Source organism: Actinoplanes sp. NPDC051470 (assembly GCF_040682035.1).
In the GTDB taxonomy this organism is placed as follows: domain Bacteria; phylum Actinomycetota; class Actinomycetes; order Mycobacteriales; family Micromonosporaceae; genus Actinoplanes.
In genome coordinates this window covers 1-25,107 of the sequence record NZ_JBFBAA010000042.1, presented here as the reverse complement: position 1 = coordinate 25,107, position 25,107 = coordinate 1, and the positions used below count along the sequence as shown (strand labels likewise).

21 protein-coding genes are annotated in these 25,107 nt (G+C 71.6%); 11 read left to right on the top strand and 10 right to left on the bottom strand.

The genetic code is table 11. The features are described 5' to 3' along the window. Nucleotides 1-57: 57 nt before the first annotated feature. The gene (locus tag AB0M54_RS42900; RefSeq protein WP_364478215.1) at nucleotides 58-954 is read left to right on the top strand and encodes a MerR family transcriptional regulator; all 897 of its coding nucleotides are present in this window, start codon (nucleotides 58-60) and stop codon (nucleotides 952-954) included. On the opposite strand, the gene AB0M54_RS42895 is transcribed toward AB0M54_RS42900, so the two are convergent. Both AB0M54_RS42895 and AB0M54_RS42890 read right to left on the bottom strand, forming a co-directional pair. Then, nucleotides 946-1,467: a GNAT family protein gene (locus AB0M54_RS42895; RefSeq protein WP_364331656.1), complete on the bottom strand. Its 522-nt coding sequence runs from the start codon at nucleotides 1,465-1,467 to the stop codon at nucleotides 946-948. The genes AB0M54_RS42900 and AB0M54_RS42895 overlap by 9 nt on opposite strands. After that, complete coding sequence (locus AB0M54_RS42890) at nucleotides 1,464-2,183, bottom strand: protein phosphatase 2C domain-containing protein (protein WP_364331653.1); 720 nt, start codon at nucleotides 2,181-2,183, stop codon at nucleotides 1,464-1,466. Before AB0M54_RS42890 ends, AB0M54_RS42895 begins: the two co-directional genes overlap by 4 nt. Nucleotides 2,184-2,249: 66 nt before the next feature. Between AB0M54_RS42890 and AB0M54_RS42885 the strand changes: the two genes are divergently transcribed. The 6 genes from AB0M54_RS42885 (at nucleotide 2,250) to AB0M54_RS42860 (ending at nucleotide 10,181) form a co-directional block, all read left to right on the top strand. Next, complete coding sequence (locus AB0M54_RS42885; RefSeq protein WP_364331650.1) at nucleotides 2,250-3,179, top strand: LuxR C-terminal-related transcriptional regulator; 930 nt, start codon at nucleotides 2,250-2,252, stop codon at nucleotides 3,177-3,179. A gap of 69 nt (nucleotides 3,180-3,248) precedes the next feature. Then, on the top strand, nucleotides 3,249-3,773 hold the full coding sequence (locus tag AB0M54_RS42880) for a PadR family transcriptional regulator (protein ID WP_364331647.1): 525 nt from the start codon (nucleotides 3,249-3,251) through the stop codon (nucleotides 3,771-3,773). Further along, nucleotides 3,770-4,450 carry an ABC transporter ATP-binding protein gene (locus AB0M54_RS42875; RefSeq protein WP_364478213.1) on the top strand — a complete coding sequence of 227 codons (681 nt, stop codon included), beginning with the start codon at nucleotides 3,770-3,772 and terminating at the stop codon, nucleotides 4,448-4,450. Before AB0M54_RS42880 ends, AB0M54_RS42875 begins: the two co-directional genes overlap by 4 nt. Then, nucleotides 4,447-6,600, top strand: coding sequence for an FtsX-like permease family protein (locus AB0M54_RS42870; protein WP_364331642.1), 2,154 nt, complete (start codon nucleotides 4,447-4,449; stop codon nucleotides 6,598-6,600). The genes AB0M54_RS42875 and AB0M54_RS42870 overlap by 4 nt, the downstream gene beginning before the upstream one ends. A 284-nt stretch (nucleotides 6,601-6,884) precedes the next feature. Next, nucleotides 6,885-9,347, top strand: coding sequence for a Tex family protein (locus AB0M54_RS42865; protein WP_364478210.1), 2,463 nt, complete (start codon nucleotides 6,885-6,887; stop codon nucleotides 9,345-9,347). Between the two features lie 201 nt (nucleotides 9,348-9,548). Continuing rightward, nucleotides 9,549-10,181 (top strand): hypothetical protein, encoded by a 633-nt coding sequence (locus AB0M54_RS42860; RefSeq protein ID WP_364478207.1) that lies wholly within the window; start codon nucleotides 9,549-9,551, stop codon nucleotides 10,179-10,181. Here the strand turns inward: AB0M54_RS42860 and AB0M54_RS42855 are convergent. The 5 genes from AB0M54_RS42855 to AB0M54_RS42835 form a co-directional block, all read right to left on the bottom strand. After that, complete coding sequence (locus tag AB0M54_RS42855; protein ID WP_364331634.1) at nucleotides 10,171-10,854, bottom strand: GNAT family N-acetyltransferase; 684 nt, start codon at nucleotides 10,852-10,854, stop codon at nucleotides 10,171-10,173. The genes AB0M54_RS42860 and AB0M54_RS42855 overlap by 11 nt on opposite strands. A 64-nt stretch (nucleotides 10,855-10,918) precedes the next feature. Next, entirely contained in the window at nucleotides 10,919-13,027 is a 2,109-nt protein-coding gene (glgB, locus tag AB0M54_RS42850; protein ID WP_364478317.1) for a 1,4-alpha-glucan branching protein GlgB, read from the bottom strand. Between the two features lie 69 nt (nucleotides 13,028-13,096). Further along, nucleotides 13,097-14,401, bottom strand: coding sequence for a maltokinase (locus tag AB0M54_RS42845; protein ID WP_364331631.1), 1,305 nt, complete (start codon nucleotides 14,399-14,401; stop codon nucleotides 13,097-13,099). Beyond that, nucleotides 14,398-16,173 (bottom strand): maltose alpha-D-glucosyltransferase, encoded by a 1,776-nt coding sequence (treS, locus tag AB0M54_RS42840; RefSeq protein WP_364331629.1) that lies wholly within the window; start codon nucleotides 16,171-16,173, stop codon nucleotides 14,398-14,400. The genes AB0M54_RS42845 and treS overlap by 4 nt, the downstream gene beginning before the upstream one ends. Nucleotides 16,174-16,213: 40 nt before the next feature. Continuing rightward, entirely contained in the window at nucleotides 16,214-18,181 is a 1,968-nt protein-coding gene (locus tag AB0M54_RS42835; RefSeq protein ID WP_364478204.1) for an alpha-1,4-glucan--maltose-1-phosphate maltosyltransferase, read from the bottom strand. A 370-nt stretch (nucleotides 18,182-18,551) separates the two neighbouring features. On the opposite strand from AB0M54_RS42835, the gene AB0M54_RS42830 reads away from it, so the two are divergent. Continuing rightward, on the top strand, nucleotides 18,552-19,109 hold the full coding sequence (locus AB0M54_RS42830; RefSeq protein WP_364478201.1) for a hypothetical protein: 558 nt from the start codon (nucleotides 18,552-18,554) through the stop codon (nucleotides 19,107-19,109). A 35-nt stretch (nucleotides 19,110-19,144) separates the two neighbouring features. Here the strand turns inward: AB0M54_RS42830 and AB0M54_RS42825 are convergent, their stop codons facing one another. Continuing rightward, nucleotides 19,145-19,609, bottom strand: coding sequence for a PPOX class F420-dependent oxidoreductase (locus AB0M54_RS42825; protein WP_364331621.1), 465 nt, complete (start codon nucleotides 19,607-19,609; stop codon nucleotides 19,145-19,147). A 7-nt stretch (nucleotides 19,610-19,616) separates the two neighbouring features. Next, the gene (gene ppgK / locus AB0M54_RS42820; RefSeq protein ID WP_364331618.1) at nucleotides 19,617-20,375 is read right to left on the bottom strand and encodes a polyphosphate--glucose phosphotransferase; all 759 of its coding nucleotides are present in this window, start codon (nucleotides 20,373-20,375) and stop codon (nucleotides 19,617-19,619) included. A gap of 145 nt (nucleotides 20,376-20,520) precedes the next feature. Here ppgK and AB0M54_RS42815 point away from each other — a divergent pair, with 145 nt between their 5' ends. After that, nucleotides 20,521-22,128: a S8 family serine peptidase gene (locus tag AB0M54_RS42815; protein ID WP_364478198.1), complete on the top strand. Its 1,608-nt coding sequence runs from the start codon at nucleotides 20,521-20,523 to the stop codon at nucleotides 22,126-22,128. A 169-nt stretch (nucleotides 22,129-22,297) separates the two neighbouring features. On the opposite strand, the gene AB0M54_RS42810 is transcribed toward AB0M54_RS42815, so the two are convergent. Further along, a complete protein-coding gene (locus AB0M54_RS42810; RefSeq protein ID WP_364478195.1) occupies nucleotides 22,298-22,708 on the bottom strand; it encodes a hypothetical protein in 411 nt (136 codons plus the stop codon). Nucleotides 22,709-22,926: 218 nt separating this feature from the next. Between AB0M54_RS42810 and AB0M54_RS42805 the strand changes: the two genes are divergently transcribed. Further along, nucleotides 22,927-24,618 (top strand): EAL domain-containing protein, encoded by a 1,692-nt coding sequence (locus AB0M54_RS42805; RefSeq protein WP_364478192.1) that lies wholly within the window; start codon nucleotides 22,927-22,929, stop codon nucleotides 24,616-24,618. Between the two features lie 103 nt (nucleotides 24,619-24,721). Beyond that, nucleotides 24,722-25,107, top strand: a 386-nt coding sequence (locus tag AB0M54_RS42800) for a sigma-70 family RNA polymerase sigma factor (protein WP_364478189.1), incomplete at its 3' end; no start/stop codon positions are given.

Genomic DNA, 25,107 nt, shown 5'->3' with positions numbered 1-25,107 from the left:
AGAGAAATCTTGAGGTGGGCTTGACTCTCCAGCGGCTGGAACGTTGAGGATCATCCCATGGACGACCTGCTCACCATTGGACAGCTCGCGCGCCTCAGCGGCCTCGACGTGCGCACCCTGCGCTTCTGGTCGGACGAGGGCGCGATCCCGCCGGCCGGGCGTTCGGCGGGCGGCTACCGGCTCTACGACGCCGCGGGGGTGGCCCGGGTCGAGCTGGTTCGCACGCTGCGGGAGCTCGGGCTCGGGCTGGGTGACGTGCGCCGGGTGCTCGACGGCACGACCACGGTGGCGGCGGTGGCCGAGATGCAGGTGGCGGCGCTCGACGCGAAGATCCGTTCGCTCAAGGTCAGCCGGGCGGTGTTGTCCACCGTTTCGAAACGTGGTTCCAGCGCGGAGGAGACAGCACTCATGAATCGGTTGGCGCGGCTTTCAGCGGCCGAACGTGTACAGATCATCGACGATTTCAAGGCGGAGGTGTTCGGCGGTCTCGACATTGATGCGGGTCAGCGTGACAAGCTGCGCGCGTTGCGGATCGACCTGCCCGACGATCCGACGCCCGAGCAGGTGGATGCCTGGATCGACCTGGCCGAGCTGGTTCAGGATCCGGGATTCCGGGCGCGGATGCGGGTCTTCCTGGAGCTGAGCACCCCGGTGCCCGGTCAGCCCAAGCCGCCGGGCGCGCGCATCTGGTGGGCCCGGCAGGTGGTCGAAACCGTGGGCGAGGCCCGGCGGGACGGGATCCACCCGGATGGGCCGGCCGCGGCCGAGCTGGTCGCGGACATGTTCAGGAACGATGATCTGGCCGCCGTGCTCGCCTGCCTGGAGGCGGGCATCGAGGCGGGCGCCGAACGGTACCGCCTGCTCGCCTCCCGGGTGCGTGGACAACGCAGCTGGCCCGACGCCACCGACGACCTTGACTGGCTGGCCACCGCGTTGCGTCATTTGTCACGCTGACCGGATGGGCAGCCAGTCGCGGGCCAGGAGGCCGAACAGCAGCTCGTCGGTCCACTCGTTCTTGTGCCAGGAGTGTTCGCGTCGCAGGCCCTCGCGGGTGAAGCCGGCCCGTTCCAGGAGGCGGGCCGACGCGGTGTTGCGGGCGTCGCACCCGGCCGACACGCGGTGCAGGCCGCGCACCCGGAACAGGTGCCCGAGCAGCCCGGTCACCGCTTCGGTGGCGTAGCCCCGGCCCTGCTCGGCCCGGGCCAGCGTGAAGCCGATCTCGGCCTGCATCAGGTTCTCGTGGGTGTTGACGCCGACGTCGCCGACGAGCACCCGGTCGGCGACGCGTTCGATCGCGTACTGGAACCAGCCGGGGATGTCGGGCTCGCCGTCGCCGAAGTACGGCACCGGCGCCGTCGGCTCCCAGCTCTGGTAGCGGGCCACCGCCGGGTCGGCGCGGTAGGCGGCCAGAACCGGGGTGTCGGACGGGCGGAAGCGGCGCAGGACCAGCCGTTCCGTGGCGATCATGCGGGGCAGACGTCGGCGACGATCACGCTCACGTTGTCGGGGGCGCCGGCGTCCAGGGTGCGGCGGACCAGCTGCTCGGCGCAGGTCTTGCGGTCGGGCTCGTGCTTGAGGACCTCGGCGATCTGGTCGTCCTCCACGTAATCGGTCAGACCGTCACTGCACAGGAGGAAACGGTCGGCCGGCTGGATCGGGATCATCCGGCCGGCCGGGCGGAACGGGCCGCCCTGGACGGCCTGGGTGACCAGGGCGCGCTGCGGGTGGCGCCGAGCGTCGTCGGGCGAGAGGACGCCCTGGTCGACGAGCGCCTGGACGTAGGTGTCGTCCCTGGTCAGCTGGTTCATCTCGCCGTCGCGGAGCAGGTAGAGGCGGGAGTCGCCGACGTTCAGCGCGGCCACCCGGTCGCCGGCCAGCAGCATCGCCGTCACCGTCGTGCCCATGCCGTCGCGGGCGTCGTCGTCGGCCACCGCTTCCAGGATGCGCTGGTTCGCGGTCTCCACGGCGTCGATCACGTCCTGCAGCGGCTCGCCGCCGTCGGGGCGTTCGTCGACCACGGAGAGGGTCTTCACCAGGATGTCGCTGGCCAGTTCGCCGGCGGGCAGCCCGCCCATGCCGTCGGCGATCACGAGCAGCCGCCGGCCGACGAAGACCGCGTCCTCGTTGTTGTTCCGGACCAGCCCCTGATCGGAGGCGCCGACCGCGCGGATGACGAGCGTCATGTCTCCAAGCCTGCCAAACCCCGCCGTCCGCGTCTCTAGTACACGTTACGTAGGGTTGAGTATGTGATGCCGGTGCCGATGGTAGGACGCGACGCCGCTCTGCGCGAACTCAGGGAGGCCTGGGCACGCGTCAAGCGCACCGGCCGGCCCGTCCCCGCGGTGATCACCGGCCTGCCCGGCACCGGGAAGAGCACCCTCGCGGCGGCCGCCGCCCCGCCCGACGCGCTGATGGGCCGGGCCCGCCTGCACACCCCCGCGCCGTACGACTGGCTGGCCTCGGCGCTGACCGGCCACGACCTGGCCGGCCTGGACCTGCCCCGGGACGCCCTGCGCTGGCTGGCCCAGGACCCCGACCTGCCCCGCGAGCGCTACACCCCCGACGCCCTCCTGCGCATCGCCGTGGCCACCGTCCACGCCGTCGTCGCCGGCCGGCCCCGGGTGCTGGTCGTGGAAGACCTGCACGCCCTCGACCCGGCCAGCCTGAACCTGGTGGCCGAACTGGCCACGACCGACCTGCCGGCCCTCCTGCTGGTGACCAGCCAGCCCCCCGACGCCGCCGTATCCCCGCTGCTCACCGCCCGCACCCTGGCCTGCCTCTCCGGCGTGCCCGGCGCGTCCCGGCACCACCTCAACGCCCTCGACGCCACTCAGGTGGGTCAAATTCTTGATCACGTGTACGCCGACAGCACGCTTGCGCCCGACCTGGCCGACGCGGTCTGGCGCCGCACCGGAGGCAACCCCTACCGCCTGACCGAGCTCATCGCCGTGGAGGGCTCCGGCGGCCCGTCCGGCCTGGCCGGCCACCCCGCCGCCGCCGACCTGACCGCCCGCGAGCGCGAGGTATTGGGCCTGCTGGCCGAGGGGATGTCCAACAAGCAGATAGCGCGGGTCCTGGGCATCTCGGTCCGCACGGTCACCGTCCACGTGTCCAACTTGCTCCGCAAGACCGGCGCCGCCTCCCGCACCGAAGCCGCCCTGAAGGCCGTACGCGCCTGATCCCGGCCCAGCGAAGCCCTGCACCGAGGGTATATACGCGGTGTATACCTCCGGTGTATGGTCGCCGGCATGAGTGTTCCCCTCACCCTCCTCGGCCTGCTCGATCGAGAGCCCAGCCATGGGTACGACCTCAAGCGCGCCTACGACACCTACTTCGGCCGGGGCAAGCCGCTACCGTTCGGGCAGGTCTACTCGACGCTGAGCCGGCTGGCCCGGGACGGCAAGGTGGTGATCAGCGAGGTCGGCCCGGGCGTCGGGCCGGACCGCAAGCAGTACGTCATCACCGACGTCGGCGCGACCGATGTGGACCAGTGGCTGACCCAGGCGGTCGAGCCGGAGCCCCACCTGCAGAGCCTGCTGTTCACCAAGGTGGCGCTGGCGCTGATGCTGGACCGCCCGGCCGAGGAATACCTGGACACCCAGCGCCGCGCCCACCTGCAGCGGATGCGCGAGCTGACCGAGATCAAGCGGGCCGGTGGGCTCGTCGACGTGATGCTCGCCGATCACGGCCTCTATCACCTGGAGGCCGACCTGCGCTGGATCGAGGCGACCAGCGCCCGGCTCGACGCTCTGCGGAAGGTGGTCCGGCCGTGACGATCGCGGTGGAGGCACGTGAGGTGGTGTTCTCGTTCGGGGCGACCCCGGCGCTGCGCGGGGCGAGCATCTCCGTCGAGCAGGGCGAGATCCTCGCCATCATGGGCCCGAGCGGGTCCGGCAAGTCGACGCTGCTGCACTGCCTGGCCGGGATCCTCGTGCCCGGCTCGGGCGAGGTGTGGTCCGGCGGCGAGCGGGTCGACACCATGTCCGAGTCCCGGCGCAGCGTGCTGCGCCGGGAACGCTTCGGGTTCGTGTTCCAGTTCGGGCAGCTGGTGCCCGAGCTGACCGTGGTCGAGAACGTGGCGTTGCCCTTGCTGCTGGCCGGCGTGAAACGGGCCGAGGCGCTGCGCCGGGCGGGCGGCTGGTTCGCGCGGCTCGGCCTCGAGGGCCTGGAGCAGCGCCGGTCCGGTGAGCTCTCCGGCGGTCAGGCGCAGCGGGTCGCGCTGGCGCGGGGGCTGGTGGCCGAGCCGCGGGTGCTGTTCGCCGACGAGCCGACCGGCGCGCTCGACTCACTCACCGGCGAGCAGGTGATGGACCTGATGGTGGGCACGGCCCGGGAGCAGGGTACGACGGTCGTCCTGGTCACCCACGAGGCGCGGGTCGCCGCGTACGCCGATCGCGAGGTCATCGTGCGCGACGGTCACGTGATCGCGGCCGACCGGATCGCCTCATGATCCGCTTCGGTGTCCGCCTCGCCGTCTCCGGCGGTCGCGAGGCCCTCACCCGCCTGGTCGTCATCGCGCTCGCCGTCGCCGTCGGCGCCGGCCTGCTGCTGGTCACGCTGGCCGGCGTCAACGCGGTCAACTCCCAGCTCACCCGGTACGCCGCGCTCTACCCGACGCAGCCGGCGGGCGACGTGGCGGAACCGCTGTGGTGGTCGACCCGCGAGGACTTCCACGACGGCGAGCTGATCACCCGGGTCGACGTCGCCGCCACCGGCCCCGGCTCACCGACCCCGGCCGGCATCCCGGTGACACCGCGGCCGGGACAGTTCTACGCCTCACCGGCGCTGGCCCGGCTCCTGGCCACGGCGCCGCCCGGCCAACTGGGCGACCGTTACCCGGGCCAGAACCTCGGCGTCATCGGCAACGACACGCTGGCGTCACCGGACTCGTTGCTCGTCATCGTCGGTGGCACTCCGGACCAGGTCGCCAAGCTGCCGCACGCCCGGCGGCTGGCCACCGTCGGCGACCAGCCGCCCGCCCTGCCCGAGACCGTCGTCGACCTGATCCTCGGCGTCATCGCCGGCGGCCTGCTGTTCCCGGTGCTCATCTTCATCGGCACCGCCACCCGCCTCAGCGCCGCGCGCCGGGAGCAACGGTTCGCGGCGATGCAGCTCGTCGGCGCCACGCCACGGCAGATCTCGGTGATCGCGGCGACCGAGGCGGCCCTCGCCGCGGTGGCCGGCGTGGTCCTCGGCTTCGCGTTGTTCTACGCGTTCCGCGGCCGGCTCGCCGGCATCCCGTTCACCGGCGACCCGTTCTTCCCCTCGGACATGTCCCTGCGCCCGCTGGACGTGCTGGTGGTCGCGATCGGGGTGCCGGCCGGCGCGGCGCTGGCGGCGTGGGTCTCGCTGACCCGCGTACGGATCTCTCCGCTCGGCGTCACCCGGCGGGTCACCCCGCGCCCGCCGCGGGCCTGGCGCCTGACCCCGCTGGTGCTCGGGATCGCCCTGCTGACCTTCGCGATCGGCCGCAAGCCGGAGACCTCGGGCGGGCAGACCGCCATCTTCCTGCCCGGCCTCCTGCTCGTCATGACCGGCCTGCTGCTGGCCGGGCCGTGGCTCACCATGGCCGGCGCCCGCCTGATGGCCCGGCGGGCCCGCCACCCCGCCACGCTCATCGCCGCCCGGCGCCTCGCCGACAACCCGAAGGCCGGCTTCCGCGCGATCAGCGGCATCATGCTCGCCCTGTTCGTGACCAGCGTCGCCGTCGGCGTGATCACCACGATCGTCGCGGAGCGCGGCCCGGCCCGGCGCGGCTCGACCGACGCCGCCACCCTGTCCACCGCCTTCTACGAGGAACCACCCACCGTCCCGGACACCCTGATGGCGGAGCTTCGCGCGATCCCCGGCGTGCGGACCGTCACGAAGATCCACTCCAACCCGGTGCAGGGCGGCGAGGCCGGCGTGATCGCCTGCGCCGACATCCCGGCGGTGTACGGGCGGTGCGCGGCCGGCACCGACGTGGCCGTCGTGGCGGGCAACTTCATTCCCTGGCGCGAGTCGGCCTCCGCCACCCGTGTCTGGCCCGCCGCGCCGCTCACCTCGGCCGCGGTGGCGAAGCTGCCGGTGGTGTCCATCGTGGTCGGCACGGATGGTTCGGCCGCCCCACGCGAACGGGCGCGCACCGTGCTCTCGCTCGCGTTCCCGGACTTCTGGGTGGCCGCGAACGCCCCCGGCGAGTTCGAGTCGACCCTCACCGACCAGCTGAGCGGCTGGAAGCAACTGGCCGACGTCATCATCATCGCCAGCCTCGGGCTGGCCGGGTGCAGCCTCGCGGTGAGCGTGGCCGGCGGCCTGACCGAGCGGAAGCGCCCGTTCAGCCTGCTGCGCCTGAGCGGCGTGCCGGTCAGCGTGCTGCGCCGGGTGGTGGCCCTGGAGAGCGTCGTCCCGATGCTGACCGTGGCCGTGGTGGCGATCGGCATGGGCTTCCTGGCGGCCCAGCTCTTCCTCCGCGCCCAGATGGACTACACGCTGATCGCCCCCGACGCCGAGTACTACGTCATCGTGGTGGTCGGCCTGGCGGCCTGCCTGGGCATCATCGCCTCCACGCTGCCCCTGCTCGAACGCATGACCGGCCCGGAAACCGCCCGCAGCGAGTGACCGGTCGCGATCGGGAAGCGTGGTCAGCCACGCGACGGCGCGCAAGGCCGGGGGGCCGCGTCAGCGGCGGGCGTGACCACTCACTCACGTTGCAGGGAGGGCGGCCGCGGAAGCGGAGCGTGCGGCCGCCCGGACCGACCTCGGCGGGAGCAGCGGTCTGTACCACCCACCCAGGCACGACATATTGCTCTTGATCTTGAAGTGGCGTCGGACGAGGAAGTGATCTTGGGTGTGGGGGGCGGGGCGGCGCGACAACGCGTACCCGCCTAAGCGACAATCCCACCGTGACGACCAGTATTCATCAGCGCATCGCTACAGAGCTCGGGGTTCGGGAGAACCAGGTGGTCGCGGCGGTCGACCTGCTTGACGGGGGCGCCACCGTGCCGTTCATCGCCCGGTACCGCAAGGAGGTCACCGGGACCCTGGACGACCAGCAGCTGCGCACCCTCGAGGAGCGGCTCGGCTACCTGCGTGAGCTGGAGGAACGGCGCGCGGCGATTCTCGATTCGATCCGGTCGCAGGGCAAGCTGGACGACGCGCTCGAGGCGCAGATCCTCGAGGCCGACACCAAGGCGCGGCTCGAGGACATCTACCTGCCGTACAAGCCCAAGCGCCGCACCCGCGCCCAGATCGCCCGTGAGGCGGGGCTGGAGCCGCTGGCCGAGCTGCTGATCGGCGACCCGAACCGAAACCCGCCGGACGAGGCGGCCGCGTTCGTCGACGCCGACAAGGGGGTGGCCGACGCGCAGGCCGCGCTGGACGGCGCCCGGGCGATCCTGATCGAGCGGTTCGCCGAGGACGCCGACCTGATCGGTGAGCTGCGGGAACGTATGTGGACGCGGGGGCGGCTGGCGGCCAAGGTTCGTGCGGGCAAGGAGACCGAGGGCGCCAAGTTCAGCGACTACTTCGACTTCGCCGAGCCGTTCCCGAAGCTGCCGTCGCACCGGATCCTCGCCATGTTCCGCGGCGAGAAGGAGGAGGTCCTCGACCTCACCATGGACCCGGCGGCTTCGCCCGAGGAGGAGGACCGCTCGTACGAGGCCTCCATCGCGGGCCGCAACGGGATCGTCGACCAGGGCCGGCCGGGCGACAAGTGGCTGGCCGACACGGTGCGCTGGGCCTGGCGTACGCGCATCCTCATCCACCTGGGCGCCGACCTGCGCGTCCGGCTGTGGCAGGCGGCCGAGGACGAGGCCGTCCGCATCTTCGCGTCGAACCTGCGTGACCTGCTGCTCGCCGCGCCGGCCGGCACCCGCGCCACGATGGGCCTCGACCCGGGCTTCCGCACCGGCGTGAAGGTGGCCGTGGTCGACGGGACCGGCAAGTGCGTGGCGACGTCCACGATCTACCCGCACGTGCCGCAGAACAAATGGGACGCCTCGCTGGCGATCCTGGCCAAGCTGGCCAAGGAACACCACGTCGACCTGATCGCCATCGGCAACGGCACCGCCTCCCGCGAGACCGACCGGCTGGCCGCCGACCTGATCAAGCTCCAGCCCGACCTGAAGCTCACCAAGATCGTGGTGTCCGAGGCGGGGGCGTCGGTCTACTCGGCCAGCGCGTACGCGTCCCAGGAACTGCCCGGCATGGACGTCTCCCTGCGCGGCGCGGTGTCGATCGCCCGCCGCCTGCAGGACCCGCTGGCCGAACTGGTCAAGATCGACCCGCGCTCGATCGGCGTCGGGCAGTACCAGCACGACCTGTCCGAGGTGAAGCTGTCCCGCTCGCTGGACGCGGTGGTCGAAGACTGTGTGAACGCGGTCGGTGTGGACGTGAACACCGCGTCGGCGCCGCTGCTCACCCGGGTCTCCGGCATCGGCGCCGGCCTGGCCGAGAACATCGTGCTGCACCGCGACACCAACGGGCGCTTCCGCTCCCGGGACGACCTGCGGAAGGTGGCCCGGCTCGGCCCGAAGGCGTTCGAGCAGTGCGCCGGCTTCCTGCGCATCCCCGACGGCGACGACCCGCTGGACTCGTCGTCGGTGCACCCCGAGTCGTACCCGGTGGTCCGCACGATCCTCCAGTCGGCCGGCACCGACATGAAGACGCTGATCGGCAACGGGTCGCTGCTGCGCGGCATCAAGCCCACCGACTTCGTCACCGACACGGTCGGCCTGCCGACGATCACCGACATCCTCAAGGAGCTGGAGAAGCCGGGCCGCGACCCGCGCCCGCAGTTCGTCACGGCCACGTTCGCCGAGGGCGTCGAGAAGATCGCCGACCTGAGGCCGGGCATGATCCTGGAGGGCGTGGTCACGAACGTGGCCGCGTTCGGGGCGTTCGTCGACGTCGGCGTCCACCAGGACGGGCTGGTCCACGTTTCGGCGCTGTCCGACACGTTCGTCAAGGATCCCCGCGAGGTGGTCAAATCGGGCGATGTGGTGAAGGTTCGGGTGGTCGAGGTGGATGAGGCGCGCAAGCGGATCTCGCTCACCATGCGCCTCCAGGACAAGCCGGCACAGCGCGAGGGCGGCGGCGGTGGTGGTGGTGGCGGTCAGCGCGCTCCACGCGAGGGCGGCGGTCAAGGCGGTCAGCGCGGCGGCCCGGGGGGTCAGCGGGGGCCCCGCGAGGGCGGCGGTCAAGGCGGCCAGCGCGGTCAAGGCGGTCAGCGCGGCGGTCAGCGTCAGGGCGGCCAGGGCGGTCAGCGCGGCGGTCAGAGCGGCCAAGGTGGTCAGCGTCAAGGTGGGCAGCCGGTGAACAGCGAGATGGCGGAAGCCTTGCGCCGCGCGGGGCTGGCGAAGGACTAAAGGCAAGGTCAAGAGCTGGATGTCGTGCCTCGGTGGGTGGCGCCGACCGTCGCTCCCGCCGAGGCCGCACGACCGGCTCTGGCCGCTGGCGCGTCCATGACGAGCCGGCCGCGCTTCATTCTGCGTGAGTGGTCACCCCGAAACCACGGAACCGAACCGGTCCCGGTGTGGTCGAACGGCCACCGAGGATCGGAGGACCACATGATCGGCCGGATCACGTCCCTGTTCGCCGCGACCCTGCTGCTGGCCGCGGGCTGCACCAGCCCCGGGGCGGACGACAATCCCGAGGCGGGTGACCGGCCCGGGGTGAGTGGCCGGCCGGGGACGGGCGGGCCCGCGGCGGGCAGTCAGCCGTCCGGAGCGCCGGGGGTGAAGGCGCGGCCCGAGGGGCTTCCGGTCGATCGGCCGCTGTGGAAGGGCTGCCCGCCTCCACCCGAGCCCGCCCTGCGCCTCGTTGACGGATCGGACGCCCTGAAGCTGCCGAAGCTGGACGACACGTTCCGGCCGGTGTCCGCGAGGGTCTGCACGATCGGCTCCCAGAAGCGGGCCAACGGCGGCTACGACCGGGTGGCGATCGAGCAGAGCGTCACCGACCTCAGCACCCTGCTCCCGGCCCTGCGGCTGCCGGACGAGAAGCCGACCGACGGGCGGCTCTGCACCTTGGAGGGGCACGAGGTGCCGTGGATGGTCCTCCTGGACGAGCAGGGGCGTTATGTTCGCCCGGGTGTTCCGGTCGACGCCTGCCGCAAGCCGCGCCCCGAGTTCGAGGCCACGGTTCGCAAGCTCCACTCGACCACCGTGACGACGAGGTTCCTCGGGAAGCTCACTGACTGAGGTCGTGCAGCTGGAGGTCGCCGCGGCAGGAGTCGAGCAGGGACTGGAGGTCGGTGTCGTCGGGGCGGGGCGGGCCCTCCTGGCGGGCGAAGTAGCGGCTCAGGAAGGCCTCGACCGCGTCGCCCCGGATGGTGTCCGGTGTCGGGCGCACCGAGTCGTCGGCCTCGACCAGGAGCAGCAGCAGGTGGGGGAGGCGGCCCTGGCCGGGCATCAGCTCGGGCAGGAAGTAGCGCAGCGGCAGGCGGCGGGCGCCGAACCCGGCGTACAGCCGCAGCCGCGCATCCCCGTCGCCGTAGTCGGCCACGCCACCGTGGAACCCGGGGTCCTCGGCCTCGGCGTAGACCACGTGAGGGCGCAACTCCGTTCGCCACCGCGGCGCCGCCACCTGGATGAGCTGCCGGCCGATGCCACGGCCGCGCAGGTCGGGGCGTACCGCGAAATAGCAGAGCAGCGCCGCGCGGATGTCGGCGTACCACTCCAGGAAGAGCGACCCCACCTCGTCGCCGGACGGATCGACCGCGACCGCCCCGCGCAGCGATCCCGCCGCCAGCGCCGAGGCCAGCCGTTCCACCGGCTCGCGCTCGGCCGGCGCGAAACTGGGCGCGATCACCTTGTCGTAGAGACGCGTCAACTGCGAGGGATCGGACCGTTCATCGATCAACCGGACCTGCATCGGCCCGACTCTACAGTGGAGATGATCACCACAGGGCCCCGCTAAAGGGGCCGGGAAGAAGCTCTCAGCCCTCGAAGTGCAGCCAGACGGCGCCCAGCGGCGGCACCCGGAGGGCCGCGCTGGCGTTCATGCCGTGCCAGGGGACCTCCTCGGCGTGGACCTCGCCCAGGTTGCCGACCCCGGAGCCGCCGTAGAGCGTGCTGTCGGTGTTGATCACCTCGCGCCACACGCCGGGCCGGGGCAGGCCGATGCGGTAGCCCTCGTGCGGGACGGCGGCGAAGTTGACGATCGCCGCCAGCATGTCGCCGCTCGGGGAGAAGCGCAGGAACGAGAACGTGTTGTGCTGGCTGTCCTCGGACGTGATCCAGCGGAACCCGCTCGGCGACGTGTCCTGCGTCCACAGGGCCGGCACCCGCTTGTAGACGGCGTTCAGGTCTTGCACCAGCCGCCGGACCCCACCGCCGCGGGACGGGTCGGCGAGCAGGTCCCAGTTCAGCCCGCGCTCCTCGCTCCACTCCTGCTCGTCACCCATCTCGGCGCCCATGAAGACGAGCTGCTTGCCGGTGAACGACCACATGAAGCCGAGCATGGCCCGGGTGTTGGCCAGCTTCTGCCACTGGTCGCCGGGCATCTTGCCGGTCAGCGAGCCCTTGCCGTGCACCACCTCGTCGTGGCTGATCGGCAGGATGTAGTTCTCGCTCCAGGCGTACACGGTGGCGAAGGTCATCTGGTGGTGGTGCCACTGCCGGTAGATCGGCTCCTTCTCCATGTAGGACAAGGTGTCGTTCATCCAGCCCATGTTCCACTTGAAGCCGAAGCCGAGGCCGCCCAGGTGGGTGGGGCGGGTGACGCCGGGCCAGGCGGTGGACTCCTCGGCGACGGTGATCACGCCGGGGTTGTTCTTGTAGACGGTCGCGTTCATCTCCTGCAGGAAGCTGATCGCGTCGAGGTTCTCGCGGCCGCCGTACTGGTTGGGCGTCCACTCGCCGTCCTTGCGCGAGTAGTCCAGGTAGAGCATCGAGGCGACCGCGTCGACCCGCAGGCCGTCGGCGTGGAACTCCTCGCACCAGTAGACCGCGTTGGCCACCAGGAAGTTGCGGACCTCCTTGCGGCCGAAGTCGAAGACGTACGTGCCCCAGTCGGGGTGCTCGCCGCGCCGCCAGTCGCCGTGCTCGTACAGCGGGCTGCCGTCGAACCGGGCCAGCGCCCACTCGTCCTTGGGGAAGTGGGCGGGCACCCAGTCGAGGATCACGCCGATGCCGGCCTGGTGCAGCTTGTCGACCAGGTGGCGGAACTCGTCGGGCGTGCCGAACCGGGACGTGGGCGCGAAGTAGCCGGTGACCTGGTAGCCCCACGAGCCGCCGAACGGGTGCTCCATCACCGGCATCAGCTCGACGTGCGTGAAGCCCATCTCGACCACGTACTCGGTGAGCTGGTCGGCGAGCTCGGTGTAGGACAGGCCGGGCCGCCACGAGCCGAGGTGCACCTCGTACGCGCTCATCGGCTCTTGGTGCCACTGCCGGGTGGCGCGCTCGGACATCCACTCGGTGTCGGCCCACTCGTAGGTCGACTCCCAGACGACCGACGCGGTGGCCGGCGGCACCTCGGTGTGCTGGGCCAGCGGGTCGGCGTGCTCACGCCAGACACCGTCGCGGCCGAGGATCTTGTACTTGTACTTGGTGCCGGACCGCGCGTTCGGCACGTACAGCTCCCAGACGCCGCTGGAGCCGAGCGACCGCATCGGCCACCCGTCGTACGGCCCCCACCCGGCGAAGTCACCGACCACCTGCACGCCCCGCGCGCCCGGCGCCCACACCGCGAACCCCACGCCGGCGTCGCGCGGCTGCGCGCCGAGCACCTTCCACAGCTTCTCGTGCCGGCCCTCGCCGATCAGGTGCAGGTCGAGCTCGCCCAGCGTGGGCAGGTGGCGGTACGGATCGTCGTGCTCCTGGCCGTCCACCTCGACCCGGTAGTCGAGCACCGTGCCGGGCACCTCGGCGGCGAAGATGCCGTCCGGGTGCACCGGGACCATCGGCGTCCGCTCGCCGCCGGTCACCAGCGTGACCTCCTTGGCGCCCTTGCGCAGCGTACGGATCACGGTGTTGCCGCCCGCCGGGTGCGCGCCCAGGATCGCGTGCGGGTCGTGGGTGTCCCCGGCGATCACCGCGTTCATCGCGCGCGGGTCGGCGGCGGTGGACGGCGTGCTCGGCTGCAGGGTCATGACTCTCCTTAAAGGGGCGGTTCAGCCGACCAGCCGCGCGATGGAGCGCAACGGGATGCGCACCCATCCAGGGCGGTGGCGGGATTCGTACGCGGCCTCGTACGCGGCCTTGTCGAGTTCGTAGGCGGTGAGCAACGGTCCCTGCGCGCGCGGATCCGCACCGCTGGCCGCGGCGTACCCGTCGCAGAACGCGGCGCGGTTGCGTGCCACCCACTCCTTGGCCCGGGCGGCCAGACCTTCGTCGTCGCCGTTGTTCTCGACCAGCAGCTGGTAGGCGGCGTACTCGAACGAGCGCAGCACGCCGGCCACGTCGCGCAGCGGGGAGTCGGGGGCGCGGCGCTCGTCCAGGGGCTGGCCCGGCTCGCCCTCGAAGTCGATCAGCAGCCAGGCCGCGGGCGTACGCAGAACCTGCCCGAGGTGAAGATCGCCGTGCACGCGCTGCACGGTGACGTGCTCACCGGTCAGCTTGCGGAACCGCTCCTCGATGGCCGGCGCGGCCGAGCGCAGGTCGGGGACGGCCGCGACGTTGGCGCTCAGCCGGGCCAGCAGCGTCTCGACCGGGAAGGGCAGCTCGCTGGTGCCGAGCTCGGCGGCGAGCGTGGCGTGCACCGACGCGACCGCCTCGCCGAGCCGGTAGGACTCGCCCTGGAAGTCGCCGCCGACCTCGTCGGCGTGCAGTTCGGCGTCTTCGGCGAACAGGTCGCGGGCGCTGGCCGTGGCCATCGCCCAGCCTTCGGCCGAGTTGGACGCGTACGCGGTGACCATGCCGAGCGGCGCGTCACCGGCGTCGAACGAGCCCAGCAGCGCCGCGACGTGGGGGTTGCCGGCCCGGGCGAGGACCCGGTTGAGCTCGACGTCGGGGTTGATGCCCCGCTGCACCCGCCGGAAGATCTTGAGGATGGCCCGCTCCTCGAAGATCACGCTGGTGTTGCTCTGTTCCGCGTCGAAGACCCGCGGCCAGGCGTCGACCGGCAGCGTCACGCCGGGCTCGGGCTGGAAGGTGATGTCGCCGACGGTCTGGCCCGAGGAGATCAGCGACAGCAGGTACTGCGCGGCCGAGGGGTCGTAGAGCGCGTCGTAGCCGGTGCGCTCGCCGTCGGAGCCGATGGTGGCGACCGCGCTGTATTCCACGATCGGGCCCACGGCCCAGGACACCAGCACCTGGTAGAGGTCGGAGCTGCCGTCGGCGTACCGGGTGTCGATCAGCACGAGGTCGAGGTCGTCGCGCAATGCGGTGGTCGAGGCCGGCTCGGCCGACACCAGGGTCCGGCCGCGGCCCGCGTACCAGCGCTGTTCCGGCAACCACTCGGCGTAGGGCAGCGTCATTGCTTCTCCTCCGACCCGCAGAGCTGGAACCAGTAGAAGCCGTGCCCCGGGAGCGTCAGGAGATATGGCAGGTGCCCGATGCGGGGGAAGTTGACGTGCCCGGTCAGCTCCACCGGGGTGTATCCGGCCCAGTGCTGCAGATTCAGTTCGATGGGTTGCGGGAACCGGGACAGGTTGTTCACGCAGAGCACCACATCGTCCCCGTCCTCGCGCAGGAACGCCAGCACCGAGGGGTTCGACCCGCCGAGCTCACGGAAGGTGCCGGTGGCGAACGCGTCGTGCCGGCGGCGGACCGCGAGCATGGTCCGCGTCCAGTTCAGCAGGGAGGTCGAGCTGTCCCGCTGGGCCTCCACGTTGACCGCCTGGTAGCCGTACACCGGGTCCTGGTTGGCCGGAAGATACAGCCGTCCGGGGTTGGCGGTGGAGAACCCGGCGTTGCGGTCCGGGGTCCACTGCATCGGGGTGCGTACCCCGTCGCGGTCACCGAGCCAGATGTTGTCGCCCATCCCGATCTCGTCGCCGTAGTAGAGGACCGGCGACCCGGGCAGGGCCAGCAGCAGCGCGGTGAACAGCTCGATCTGGTTGCGGTCGTTCTCGAGCAGCGGGGCCAGCCGGCGTCGGATGCCGACGTTGGCCTTCATCCGCGGGTCCTTGGCGTACTCCGAGTACATGTAGTCGCGTTCCTCGTCGGTGACCATCTCGAGGGTGAGCTCGTCGTGGTTGCGGAGGAAGATGCCCCACTGCGCCATGTCGGGGATGGCCGGCGTCTGGGCCATGATCTCCGAGATCGGGAAGCGGGACTCGCGGCGGACCGCCATGAAGATGCGTGGCATCAGCGGGAAGTGGAACGCCATGTGGCACTCGTCGCCGCCGGTCTTGGCGTCGCCGAAGTACTCGACCACGTCGGCCGGCCACTGGTTGGCCTCGGCCAGCAGCACCCGGCCCGGGAACTCGTCGTCGATCACCTTGCGGCAGTGCTTGAGGAAGGCGTGCGTCTCGGGCAGGTTCTCGCCGTTGGTGCCCTCCCGCTCGAACAGGTACGGCACGGCGTCCAGCCGGAACCCGTCGATGCCCAGATCGAGCCAGAACCGCAGCACGTCGAGCATGGCGTTCTGCACGTCGGGGTTGTCGTAGTTCAGGTCGGGCTGGTGCGAGAAGAACCGGTGCCAGTAGAACTGCCGGCGGATCGGGTCGAAGGTCCAGTTGGACTCCTCGGTGTCCACGAAGATGACCCGGGCGTCCTGGTATTTGTCCGACGTGTCGGACCAGACGTAGTAGTCGCCGTACGGCCCGTCGGGGTCGCGCCGCGACTCCTGGAACCACGCGTGCTGGTCGGAGGTGTGGTTCATGACCAGGTCGGTGATCACCCGGATGCCGCGCTTGTGGGCCGCGTCGAGCAGCGCCACGAAGTCTTCCACCGTGCCGAACTCGGGCAGCACCCGGTAGAAGTCGCTGATGTCGTACCCGCCGTCGCGCAGCGGCGACTGGTAGAACGGCGGCAGCCACAGGCAGTCGACCCCGAGCCACTGGAGGTAGTCCAGTCGCTCGATGAGCCCGCGCAGGTCACCGGAGCCGTCCGAGCTGGAGTCGTAGAACGCCCGGACCAGCACCTCGTAGAACACCGCGCGCTTGAACCAGGTCCGGTCGGCCGGAAGGACGCGCGCGTGCTCGAAGTCGTCCGCGTTCGGGTGTTCGACCACGCCGTCCTCGACGTGGCTGCCATCGCTCGGATCGTGGTCCGCGATCGGGCCCAGGTCTTCCGTCAGGTCCATTGTTGCTCCACCTACCCCAACCGCTGAATCTCAACCGAAACTAGTCGCGCCGGTGCACGACGAAGACGTGGGCGGGCTCGACGTAAGGGTCGATCCGGACCGCGTTGTGCTGCCCCCACTCGTAGGACGCGCCGGAGATCTGGTCGGTCACCTCGAACCGGTCGTGCCAGTCCAGGCCCAGCTCGGGCATGTCCAGCACGGTGTTGCCCCACTGCACGTTCGTCGAGTCGAACGAGCAGATGACCAGGACGGTGTTGCCGGTCTCCTCGTCGCGCTTGGAGAAACACAGCAGGGAGTCGTTGTCGACCTCGTGGAAGCGCAGGTTGCGCAGCCGCCGCAGTGCCGGGTTCTGGTGCCGGATCTGGTTGAGCCGGGTGATGAACGGCGCCAGCGACCGGCCGGCCCGCTCGGCGGCGGCGTAGTCGCGCGGCTTGAGCTCGAACTTCTCGTTGTCGATGTTCTCCTCGGCGCCGGGCCGGGGCACGTGCTCGAACAGCTCCAACCCTGAGTACATGCCCCATGACGGAGAGAGCATGCTGGCCAGCACGGTACGAATCTTGAACATCGGCGGGCCGCCGGTCTGCAGGTGCGGCGGCAGGATGTCGGGCGTGTTGGGCCAGAAGTTGGGCCGCATCCAGTCGATCGACGCGAGCAGCTCCTGCATGTACTGCTTCATCTCCCAGGCGGTGGTCCGCCAGGTGAAGTAGGTGTACGACTGCGTGAAGCCGATCTTGCCGAGCCCGTTCATCATGGCCGGCCGGGTGAACGCCTCGGCCAGGAACAGCACGTCCGGTTCCTCGTCCTTGACCTTGGCGATCAGCCACTGCCAGAAGTTCAGCGCCTTGGTGTGCGGGTTGTCGACCCGGAAGATCCGGATGCCCTGGTGGACCCAGTGCATGACCACGCGGTGCACCTCGTCGCGCAGGCCCCGGTAGTCGTTGTCCCAGTTCAGCGGGTAGATGTCCTGGTACTTCTTGGGCGGGTTCTCGGCGTACGCGATGGTGCCGTCGGCGCGCGTGGTGAACCACTCGGGGTTGGTCTTGAGCCACGGGTGGTCGGGCGCCGCCTGCAGCGCCAGGTCCATCGCGATCTCCAGGCCGTGGTCGTGCGCCTCCTGGATGAAGTCGCGGAAGTCGTCCAGGGTGCCCAGCTCGGGGTGGACCGCGTCGTGGCCGCCCTCGTCCGAGCCGATCGCCCACGGCGAGCCGACGTCTTCGGGCCGGGCGACCAGGGTGTTGTTGCGGCCCTTGCGGTTGATCCTCCCGATCGGGTGGATCGGTGGCAGGTAGACGACGTTGAAGCCCATCGCGGCGACGGCGGGCAGCCGCTTCGCCGCGGTCTTGAACGTGCCGTGCTTGATCGGGGTGGCGTCCGGGCCGATCTCGGCGCCCTCGGAGCGGGGGAAGAACTCGTACCACGACGAGAACAGCGCGCGCTCACGATCGACCCACATCGCGTACGACCGGGTGGTGGTGACCAGCTGGCGGACCGGGTGGTCCCAGAGCAGCGTCTCGAGGTCGAGCGCGGGGGAGACCCGGGAGAACAGCGACCGCTGGTCGTCACGGAGCGCGGCGGCCGCCTCGCGGACCAGCTCCTGGTCGTGCTCGGGCACGATCTTCACGGCCAGGTCGAGCACGTCGGCGCCCTCGGCCAGGTCGTTGGCGAGGTCTTCGACGCCCTGCCCGGCGCCGATCTTCTTGACCACGAAGTTGCGCCAGGTCAGGTACGGGTCGTCCCACGCCTCGACCGTGAAGGTCCAGCGGCCGACCGCGTCGGGCTTGATCACCGCGTGCCACTCGTCGAGGCCGGGCGTGCCCGGCCGCATGCGGGTGAACGGCTCGTTGTGCCGGCCCGGGCCCTGCCACACCACGTTCAGGCCGAGCGCGTGGTGCCCTTCGCGGTAGGACACCGCGGAGACCGGGACGAGCTCGCCCACCACTGCCTTGGCGGGGTAGCGGCCGCAGGAAACGGACGGGGTGACGTCCTCGATCGGAAAGCGTCCGGTCATGATCTCCACCGTAATCAGAATGGCCGTGACGGATGCGGGGGTTAACAGGAACTTCTCCGTAGTGGAGCGTTCGCAAACAGACCGCCCGCGACAGTCTCAACCTACCGGAGGGCGGTCACGCGGGCTCATCGAGGAGGGGCTTCGCGCCGATGGCGAAACCCTCCTATTCCGGGCCGGCGACCAATGGGCCGATCCGCCGCCGGGCCGGGCCGCGGCTCGACCAGGCCCGAGGCGGTCTCGGCGGCCACCGTTGCGCTCCGGTTGCCTTGCGGTGCCATCGAGGTGACCCTGCTCAAGCCCGGGCCCGCCCCGCCGAGTGGTGAGTCATGACGCGGGCCGGTCCCGGCGCGCGCCGACGAGGGGATCACCCGTGTCCGGAGCCTCCAGCGACCTGTCGCCGGTGATCGCGGCGAGCGCCCACTGGCTGGCCCGTGCGTACCCGCCGGCCGCCTCCGACGGTCCCGCGCACGCCCGCGCCGAGCACCAGGCCCGCCAGGCGGCCACCGTCGCGGCGTGGCTGCGCTACCCGACCGTCATCGACGCCGCGCTGGTCGCGATCGCCGGGCCGGGCGGCTCAGCGCTGCTCGACTGGCGGGCCGGCTCCGAACCGGAGGACGATTTCGCCGCCGACGAGGGCTGGCGGACCTGGGTCGACGAGGTCGTGGTGAGCTGGGCCGCCTGCCTGCTGGCCGACCCCATGCTGGCCCGGCGCGCGGTCGACGCCGTGGTCGCCGCCATGCCGGTGCCCGAGGGCCGGCCACGCCCGCACGCCCGCCGCGGCGGCGAGTTCCGCAAGCTGATCAGCCCCGACGACAAGGACCGGGCGGCCACCGTGCTGATGCGCCACCCGGACCTGCTCGAGCCGGTCGCCGACATGCACCGCGACGACCTCTACTACCTGCTCGGCGTCGAGGCCAAGGTCGCGTAGAGCTACACCAGTGGTAGCTCAGCACTGGCTGGTTGTCAGCCGGCCAGGCGGGCCGGGAAGCCGCCGGTCGCGATCGGGCCCCAGGCGTCGATCGTGACCCGGATGAGCGACTTGCCCTGGTCCCGCATCGCCTGGCGGTACTCGTCCCAATCGGGGTGCTCGCCGGAGATCACCCGGAAGTACTCGACCAGCGGCTCGACCGAGTCGGGCAGGTCGATCACCTCGGCCGTCCCGTCGACCTGGACCCAGGCGCCGCCGAAGTCGTCGGACAGCACGCAGACCGAGACCTGGGCGTTGCGCCGGACGTTCATCGCCTTGGCCCGCTCGGGGTAGGTCGAGATCACGATCCGGCCCTCGGTGTCCAGCCCACAGGTGTTCGGCGAGGACTGCGGCCGCCCGTCGCGGCGGGTGGTCATCAGGATCGCGTGGTGCCGCGGCCGGATGAAGTCTTCCAGCTCGGCCCGCGAGACCTTGGTGTTCGTGGCGGCGGTGCGTGGCATGTGGTGCTCAGCTCCTTGTCGGTACCGGGGTGGCGGCCAGCTGGGCGGTCACCGCCGCGCCGATGATGCCGGCGTTGTTCAGCAGAGTCGCGGGCACCAGCGGCGTCTTGATGTCGATCAGCGGGAAGAACTTGTCGGACTTCTTGGAGACGCCGCCGCCGATCACGAACAGCCGCGGCGACAGCAGCATCTCCACGTGCCGCAGGTAGGTCTGCACCCGGCCGGCCCACCGCTCCCAGCTCAGGTCCTCGACCTCGCGGGCCCGGTCGGCCGCGCGCGCCTCGGCGTCGAAGCCCTCCAGCTCGAGGTGGCCGAACTCGGTGTTCGGGATCAGCGTGCCGTCCAGGAACAGCGCGCTGCCGATGCCGGTGCCGAAGGTCAGCATCATGATCAGCCCGCGCTGGCCGCGGCCGGCGCCGAAGGCCACCTCGGCCACGCCGGCGGCGTCGGCGTCGTTCAGCACCGTCGTGGGCGCGCCCAGCCGGTCGGCGAACAGCTGCGCGGCGGGCGCGTCGAGCCAGGACTTGTCGACGTTGGCCGCGGTCTTGGTCACGCCGTCGACGACCACGCCGGGGAAGGTGATGCCGACCCGCTCGTACCCCGGGAACCGGTCGGCCACCTCGGCGACCGCGTCGATCACGGCGCTGACGTCGGACGGCTGCGGGGTGGGCACCCGGTGCCGTTCCTCAAGCAGTTCTCCGGCAACCGTGTCGACCGGTGCGCCCTTCACGCCCGAGCCGCCGATGTCGATGCCGAGGATGGCCATGTCTGTCCCGTCTGCCGTGCGGATTGTCGCTGATGCTGTGTACCACGACCGGACGCCCGGCAATCACGCGGGCGCATTTCGGTTCAGTCCCGCCGACACCCACCGATCAGGGACCCCGCACAGTATCGACGGCGTGAGGAGACCCATGCGGGCCCGACCCCTAGGAACAGCCGCCACCGGCGGTCTCGCCGTGGCCCTGGCGCTCGGTGCCGGAGTGGCCACCGGGCCGGTCGGGGTGGCGAACGCCGCCGCCGCGACCGGCGCGGCGGCGGCTCCGGTCCGGCTGATGTCCGGCGAAGGCTGGCTCAACCAGGTCGGCAGCACCCTGCTCGCGCCGGTGATCCGCGGCGCCGGCGGCGACAAGGCGGACAAGGCCGACCCGGACGTCGGCAGCGGGCCGGCCGGCGTCAAGCTGACCGGCGCGGGCGTCGGCGTGGCGCTGATCGACTCCGGGGTCTCCCCGGTGCCCGGCCTGAACGCGCCGGGCAAGGTGATCAACGGGCCCGACCTGTCGTTCGAGTCGCAGGCGCCGAACCTGCGACACCTGGACACGTACGGTCATGGCACCCACATGGCCGGCATCATCGCCGGCAGCGACCCGGCGAGCGCGCCCGGCGCCACCCGCTTCGCCGGCGTCGCCCCCGGCGCTCACCTGGTCAGTCTCAAGGTCGCGTCGGCCGACGGCGCCAGCGACGTCTCGCAGGTGATCGCCGCGATCGACTGGGTCGTCGCGCACCGCGACGACAAGGGCATGAACATCCGGGTGCTGAACCTGTCCTTCGGCACCGGGTCGACCCAGTCGACGGCCCTGGACCCGCTGGCCTTCGCGGTGGAGAACGCCTGGAGCAAGGGCATCGTGGTGGTCGTCTCGGCCGGCAACGACGGCTTCGCCGCGAACAGCCTGACCATGCCGGCCGCCGACCCGGACGTGATCGCGGTGGGCGCCGCCGACGCCAGGGGCACCGAGGCCCGGGCCGACGACGTGGTCGCCGACTTCAGCAACCGCGGCAACGCCGGCCGGCACGCCGACGTGCTCGCCTCCGGCCGCTCGGTGGTCTCGCTGCGGGTGCCCGGCTCATACGTCGACCGGACCTACCCGGCCGCGCGGCTGAGCACCACCGCCGACCCGGCCCAGCGGTTCATCCGCGGCAGCGGCACCTCGCAGGCCGCCGCGGTCGTCTCCGGCGCCGTGGCCCTGCTCCTCCAGCAGCGCCCCAACCTCTCCCCGGACCAGGTCAAGCGTCTCCTGATGGCCACGGCCAATCCGATCACCGGCGCCGACGCGTACGCCGGCGGCAACGGCCAGATCGACGTCGCGGCCGCCGCGGTGACGAAGAAGCCGTCCAGCGCCCCGCAGGTCAACGTGGCCGCCACCGGGCTCGGCTCGCTCGAGCGGTCGCGCGGCGGCGTGCACGTCTACGACCCGGCCAACGACGTGGAGCTCAGCGGCGAGAGGGACATCTTCGGCCGGGCCTGGGTCGCGCCGACCTGGGCGCTCGCCTCGAAGACCCAGAACAGCTGGCGGGACGGCTCGTTCAACGGCACCCGGTGGACCGGCGGCGCGTTCGGCACGGACGTGTCCGGGCAGCGTACGTGGTCGTCGGTGGCCTGGACCGGGCGCTCCTGGGCCGGGTCGACCTGGGCCGGCCGCTCGTGGGCCGACGCGCAGTGGAACGGCCGTAGCTGGGCCGGCCGGTCGTGGGCCGGCCGGAGCTGGGCCTCGGCGGACTGGTCGGGAGCGCTATGGCAGTAGGCAGCCCGTCGTTCCGGGTCGGCGCGCTCACGGCCGTGATGGCCGTGGCCGCCGCCGCGGTGACGGCTGTCCTCGCCCGGGGCGGCGTGACCGCGCCGATCCTGCCGGGCGGGGCGTGGTGGCTGCTCGTGCTGAGCGCGCTCTTCGCGGTGACCGAGGGCTTCACGGTCTACCTACGCGTAAGGCGGGGCGCGCACGCGATCAACCTGAGCGAGTTCCCGATGGTCCTGGGCCTGCTCGCCTTCGACCCGGTCACGGTGATCGTGACCCGGGCCCTGGCCGGCGGGCTGGGGCTGCGGCTGCTCCGCCGGCAGCGCGGCGCCAAGCTGGCGTTCAACGTGGCGCTGCTGGCCGTGCAGGCGGCCGTGGCGGTGCTGGTGTTCGCCGCGGTCGCCCCGCACGCCCTCGCCGACGGCCTCGACCTGCGGAGCTGGCTGGGCGCGTACGCCGCGATGGTGATCGCCGACGTGGTGGCGGCGGTGCTGCTCACCGCCGTGATCGCCATGCACGACGACCCGGGGGAGTGGCGCCGGCTGCCGGCCGCGCTGCGCAGCGTCTGGATGGTCGCCGTGACCACCACGACCGCGTTGGTCAGCTATTCCGCGGCGATCGACGACCGGTGGGCGCTGGCGCTGGTCGCGGTGGTCGCGGTGGTGCTGTTCCTGGCCTACCGGGCGTACGACCGGCTGGGCCAGGGCAACGCCGAGGTGCAGCAGCTGTACGCGTTCACCAGCGCCCTGGACAGCGCCCGCGGGGTCGACGACCTGCTTCGACGAGGTCCTCGGGCTGCTCCGCGACGTGCTGCGGGCGGAGAACGCCGAGCTGGTCGTGCCGAACGAGGACGGCGTGCTGCGGCATCACGCGTTGCGCGGGCCGGCCACCACGACGGTGACCGAGCTGGGCTGGCCGGCCGACGACGCCTGGCTGCGGCCGGCCCTGACCGCCGGGGAACCGGTGCTGGCCGACCAGGGGATGGCGGTTCCGATCGGACCGGTCGGCGAGCGCGCCGTGCTCGTGGTCTCCGGCAGCATGTCGGACAGCGACCCGTTCGGCCCCGAGCGGCTCACCCTGTTCCGGGCGCTGGCCAACCACGCCTCGGCCGCGCTGGGCCGCGCCGACCTGGTCGACCGGCTGCGCCGCGAGGTCGAGGAGAAGCAGCACCTGTCGCTGCACGACCCGCTGTCCGGCCTGCCCAACCGGCGCTACTTCCAGCAGCTGCTGGACGAGGCCCTGACCGAGGCGCGGGCGGACGGCGCCGGCGTGGCCGTGATGCTGCTCGACCTGGACCGGTTCAAGGAGATCAACGACGCGCTCGGCCACGACACCGGCGACCGGTTGCTCCGCGAGGTCGGCGACCGGCTGAGCGCGCACCTGGCCGGCCGCGGGGTGGTGGCCCGGCTCGGCGGCGACGAGTTCGCGGTGCTGCTGCCCACCTCGGGCAGCGCCGAGGCGGCCGTGGCGGCGGCCGCCGAGCTAGGCGCCGTGGTCGAGCGCGGCGTCCGGATGGACCCGGTCACGGTCACCGCCCGGGCCAGCATCGGGCTCGCGCTGGCGCCGCAGCACGGCGACGACGCGCAGACCCTGATCCGGCAGGCCGACGTGGCCATGTACGCGGCCAAGGACAACCACAGCGGCCCGCGCGTCTACGACCCCGGCGCGGACCGGCACAGCGCCGAGCGGCTGGCCCTGATCACCGACCTGCGCGACGCGATCGAGCGCCGCGACCTGGTGGTGGCCTTCCAGCCCAAGGTCGAGCCGCGCACCGGCCGGGTGATCGGCGCCGAGGCGCTGGCCCGCTGGCACCACCCGAAGCTGGGCCCGATCGCGCCGGACGTCTTCGTGCCGCTGGCCGAGCACAGCGGCCTGATCCGCCCGCTCACCCTGCACGTGCTCGAGCTGGCCCTGCGCCGCCGGGCCGGCTGGGCACGCCAGGGCTACGACCTGGACGTGGCGGTGAACCTCTCGCCGAACAGCCTGCTCGACGCCGAGCTGCCGGAGACGGTGGCGCTGCTGCTGGCGCAGACCGGCAACCCGCCGCACCGGCTCACGCTGGAGATCACCGAGGGCACGATCCTGACCGACCCGGCGGGCAGCTCGGCCACCATCGAAAGGCTGCACGCGCTGGGCGTGAAGCTCTCCATCGACGACTTCGGGACCGGTTACTCGTCGCTGGGCCGGCTCCGTCAGCTGCCCATCCACGAGGTCAAGATCGACAAGTCGTTCGTGCAGCGCAGCGCCACCGACCACCGGGACCGCGCGGTGGTCCGCTCGGCGGTGCAGCTCGGGCACGCCCTGGACCTCCAGGTGGTCGCCGAGGGGGTGGAGGACCAGGAGACGTACGCGTACCTCGCGACCGAGGGGTGCGACGTCGTCCAGGGCTATCTGCTGTCCCGTCCGCTACCTCCGGATCAGTTCCTCGACTGGGTGATTAGTCACGGAACGTCACTCATACTTTCGGCTGGTCAGGACTCGACCGACCGGCTAGCGTAGGAAGTCTGAACGGTCGCCGCGTGCGAGCACGGCTCTCTGCTCGCTGATGGAGGACCACCCCATGATCACCGTACGTGAGGAACCAGCCCAGCTTTTAGCGGTCATGGTGGCCGTACCGGCGGGCCCGGAACGGGCCGCTGCTCGAGACCGGGCGATCGAGGCGTGGCTGCCGCTGGCCCGCCACCTCGCCCACCGCTACTCCGGCCGCGGCGAGCCCACCGACGACCTCATCCAGACCGCCAACGTCGGCCTGATCAAAGCCGTCGACAAGTTCGACCCCGAACGCGGCGTCGACTTCGCCGGCTACGCCATCCCCACCATCATCGGCGAGATCAAGCGCCACTTCCGCGACCGCACCTGGTCCATCCGCGTACCCCGCCGCCTGCAGGAACTCCGCCTGGCGATCACCGAGGCCAACGCCACCCTGACCCACACCCTCGGCCGCAGCCCCACCGTGCCCGACATCGCCGTGCACCTCGGGGTCACCGA

What these genes read in the sequence shown, in the direction of transcription:
- AB0M54_RS42900 (WP_364478215.1), top strand. Translation starts at nt 58, where the DNA reads ATGGACGACCTGCTCACCATTGGACAGCTCGCGCGCCTCAGCGGCCTC.
- AB0M54_RS42895 (WP_364331656.1), bottom strand. Translation starts at nt 1,467, where the DNA reads ATGATCGCCACGGAACGGCTGGTCCTGCGCCGCTTCCGCCCGTCCGAC.
- AB0M54_RS42885 (WP_364331650.1), top strand. Translation starts at nt 2,250, where the DNA reads ATGCCGGTGCCGATGGTAGGACGCGACGCCGCTCTGCGCGAACTCAGG.
- AB0M54_RS42860 (WP_364478207.1), top strand. Translation starts at nt 9,549, where the DNA reads ATGATCGGCCGGATCACGTCCCTGTTCGCCGCGACCCTGCTGCTGGCC.
- AB0M54_RS42835 (WP_364478204.1), bottom strand. Translation starts at nt 18,181, where the DNA reads ATGACCGGACGCTTTCCGATCGAGGACGTCACCCCGTCCGTTTCCTGC.
- ppgK (WP_364331618.1), bottom strand. Translation starts at nt 20,375, where the DNA reads ATGGCCATCCTCGGCATCGACATCGGCGGCTCGGGCGTGAAGGGCGCA.
- treS (WP_364331629.1), bottom strand. Translation starts at nt 16,173, where the DNA reads ATGGACCTGACGGAAGACCTGGGCCCGATCGCGGACCACGATCCGAGC.
- glgB (WP_364478317.1), bottom strand. Translation starts at nt 13,027, where the DNA reads ATGAACGCGGTGATCGCCGGGGACACCCACGACCCGCACGCGATCCTG.
- AB0M54_RS42845 (WP_364331631.1), bottom strand. Translation starts at nt 14,401, where the DNA reads ATGACGCTGCCCTACGCCGAGTGGTTGCCGGAACAGCGCTGGTACGCG.
- AB0M54_RS42870 (WP_364331642.1), top strand. Translation starts at nt 4,447, where the DNA reads ATGATCCGCTTCGGTGTCCGCCTCGCCGTCTCCGGCGGTCGCGAGGCC.
- AB0M54_RS42855 (WP_364331634.1), bottom strand. Translation starts at nt 10,854, where the DNA reads ATGCAGGTCCGGTTGATCGATGAACGGTCCGATCCCTCGCAGTTGACG.
- AB0M54_RS42815 (WP_364478198.1), top strand. Translation starts at nt 20,521, where the DNA reads ATGCGGGCCCGACCCCTAGGAACAGCCGCCACCGGCGGTCTCGCCGTG.
- AB0M54_RS42890 (WP_364331653.1), bottom strand. Translation starts at nt 2,183, where the DNA reads ATGACGCTCGTCATCCGCGCGGTCGGCGCCTCCGATCAGGGGCTGGTC.
- AB0M54_RS42880 (WP_364331647.1), top strand. Translation starts at nt 3,249, where the DNA reads ATGAGTGTTCCCCTCACCCTCCTCGGCCTGCTCGATCGAGAGCCCAGC.
- AB0M54_RS42825 (WP_364331621.1), bottom strand. Translation starts at nt 19,609, where the DNA reads ATGCCACGCACCGCCGCCACGAACACCAAGGTCTCGCGGGCCGAGCTG.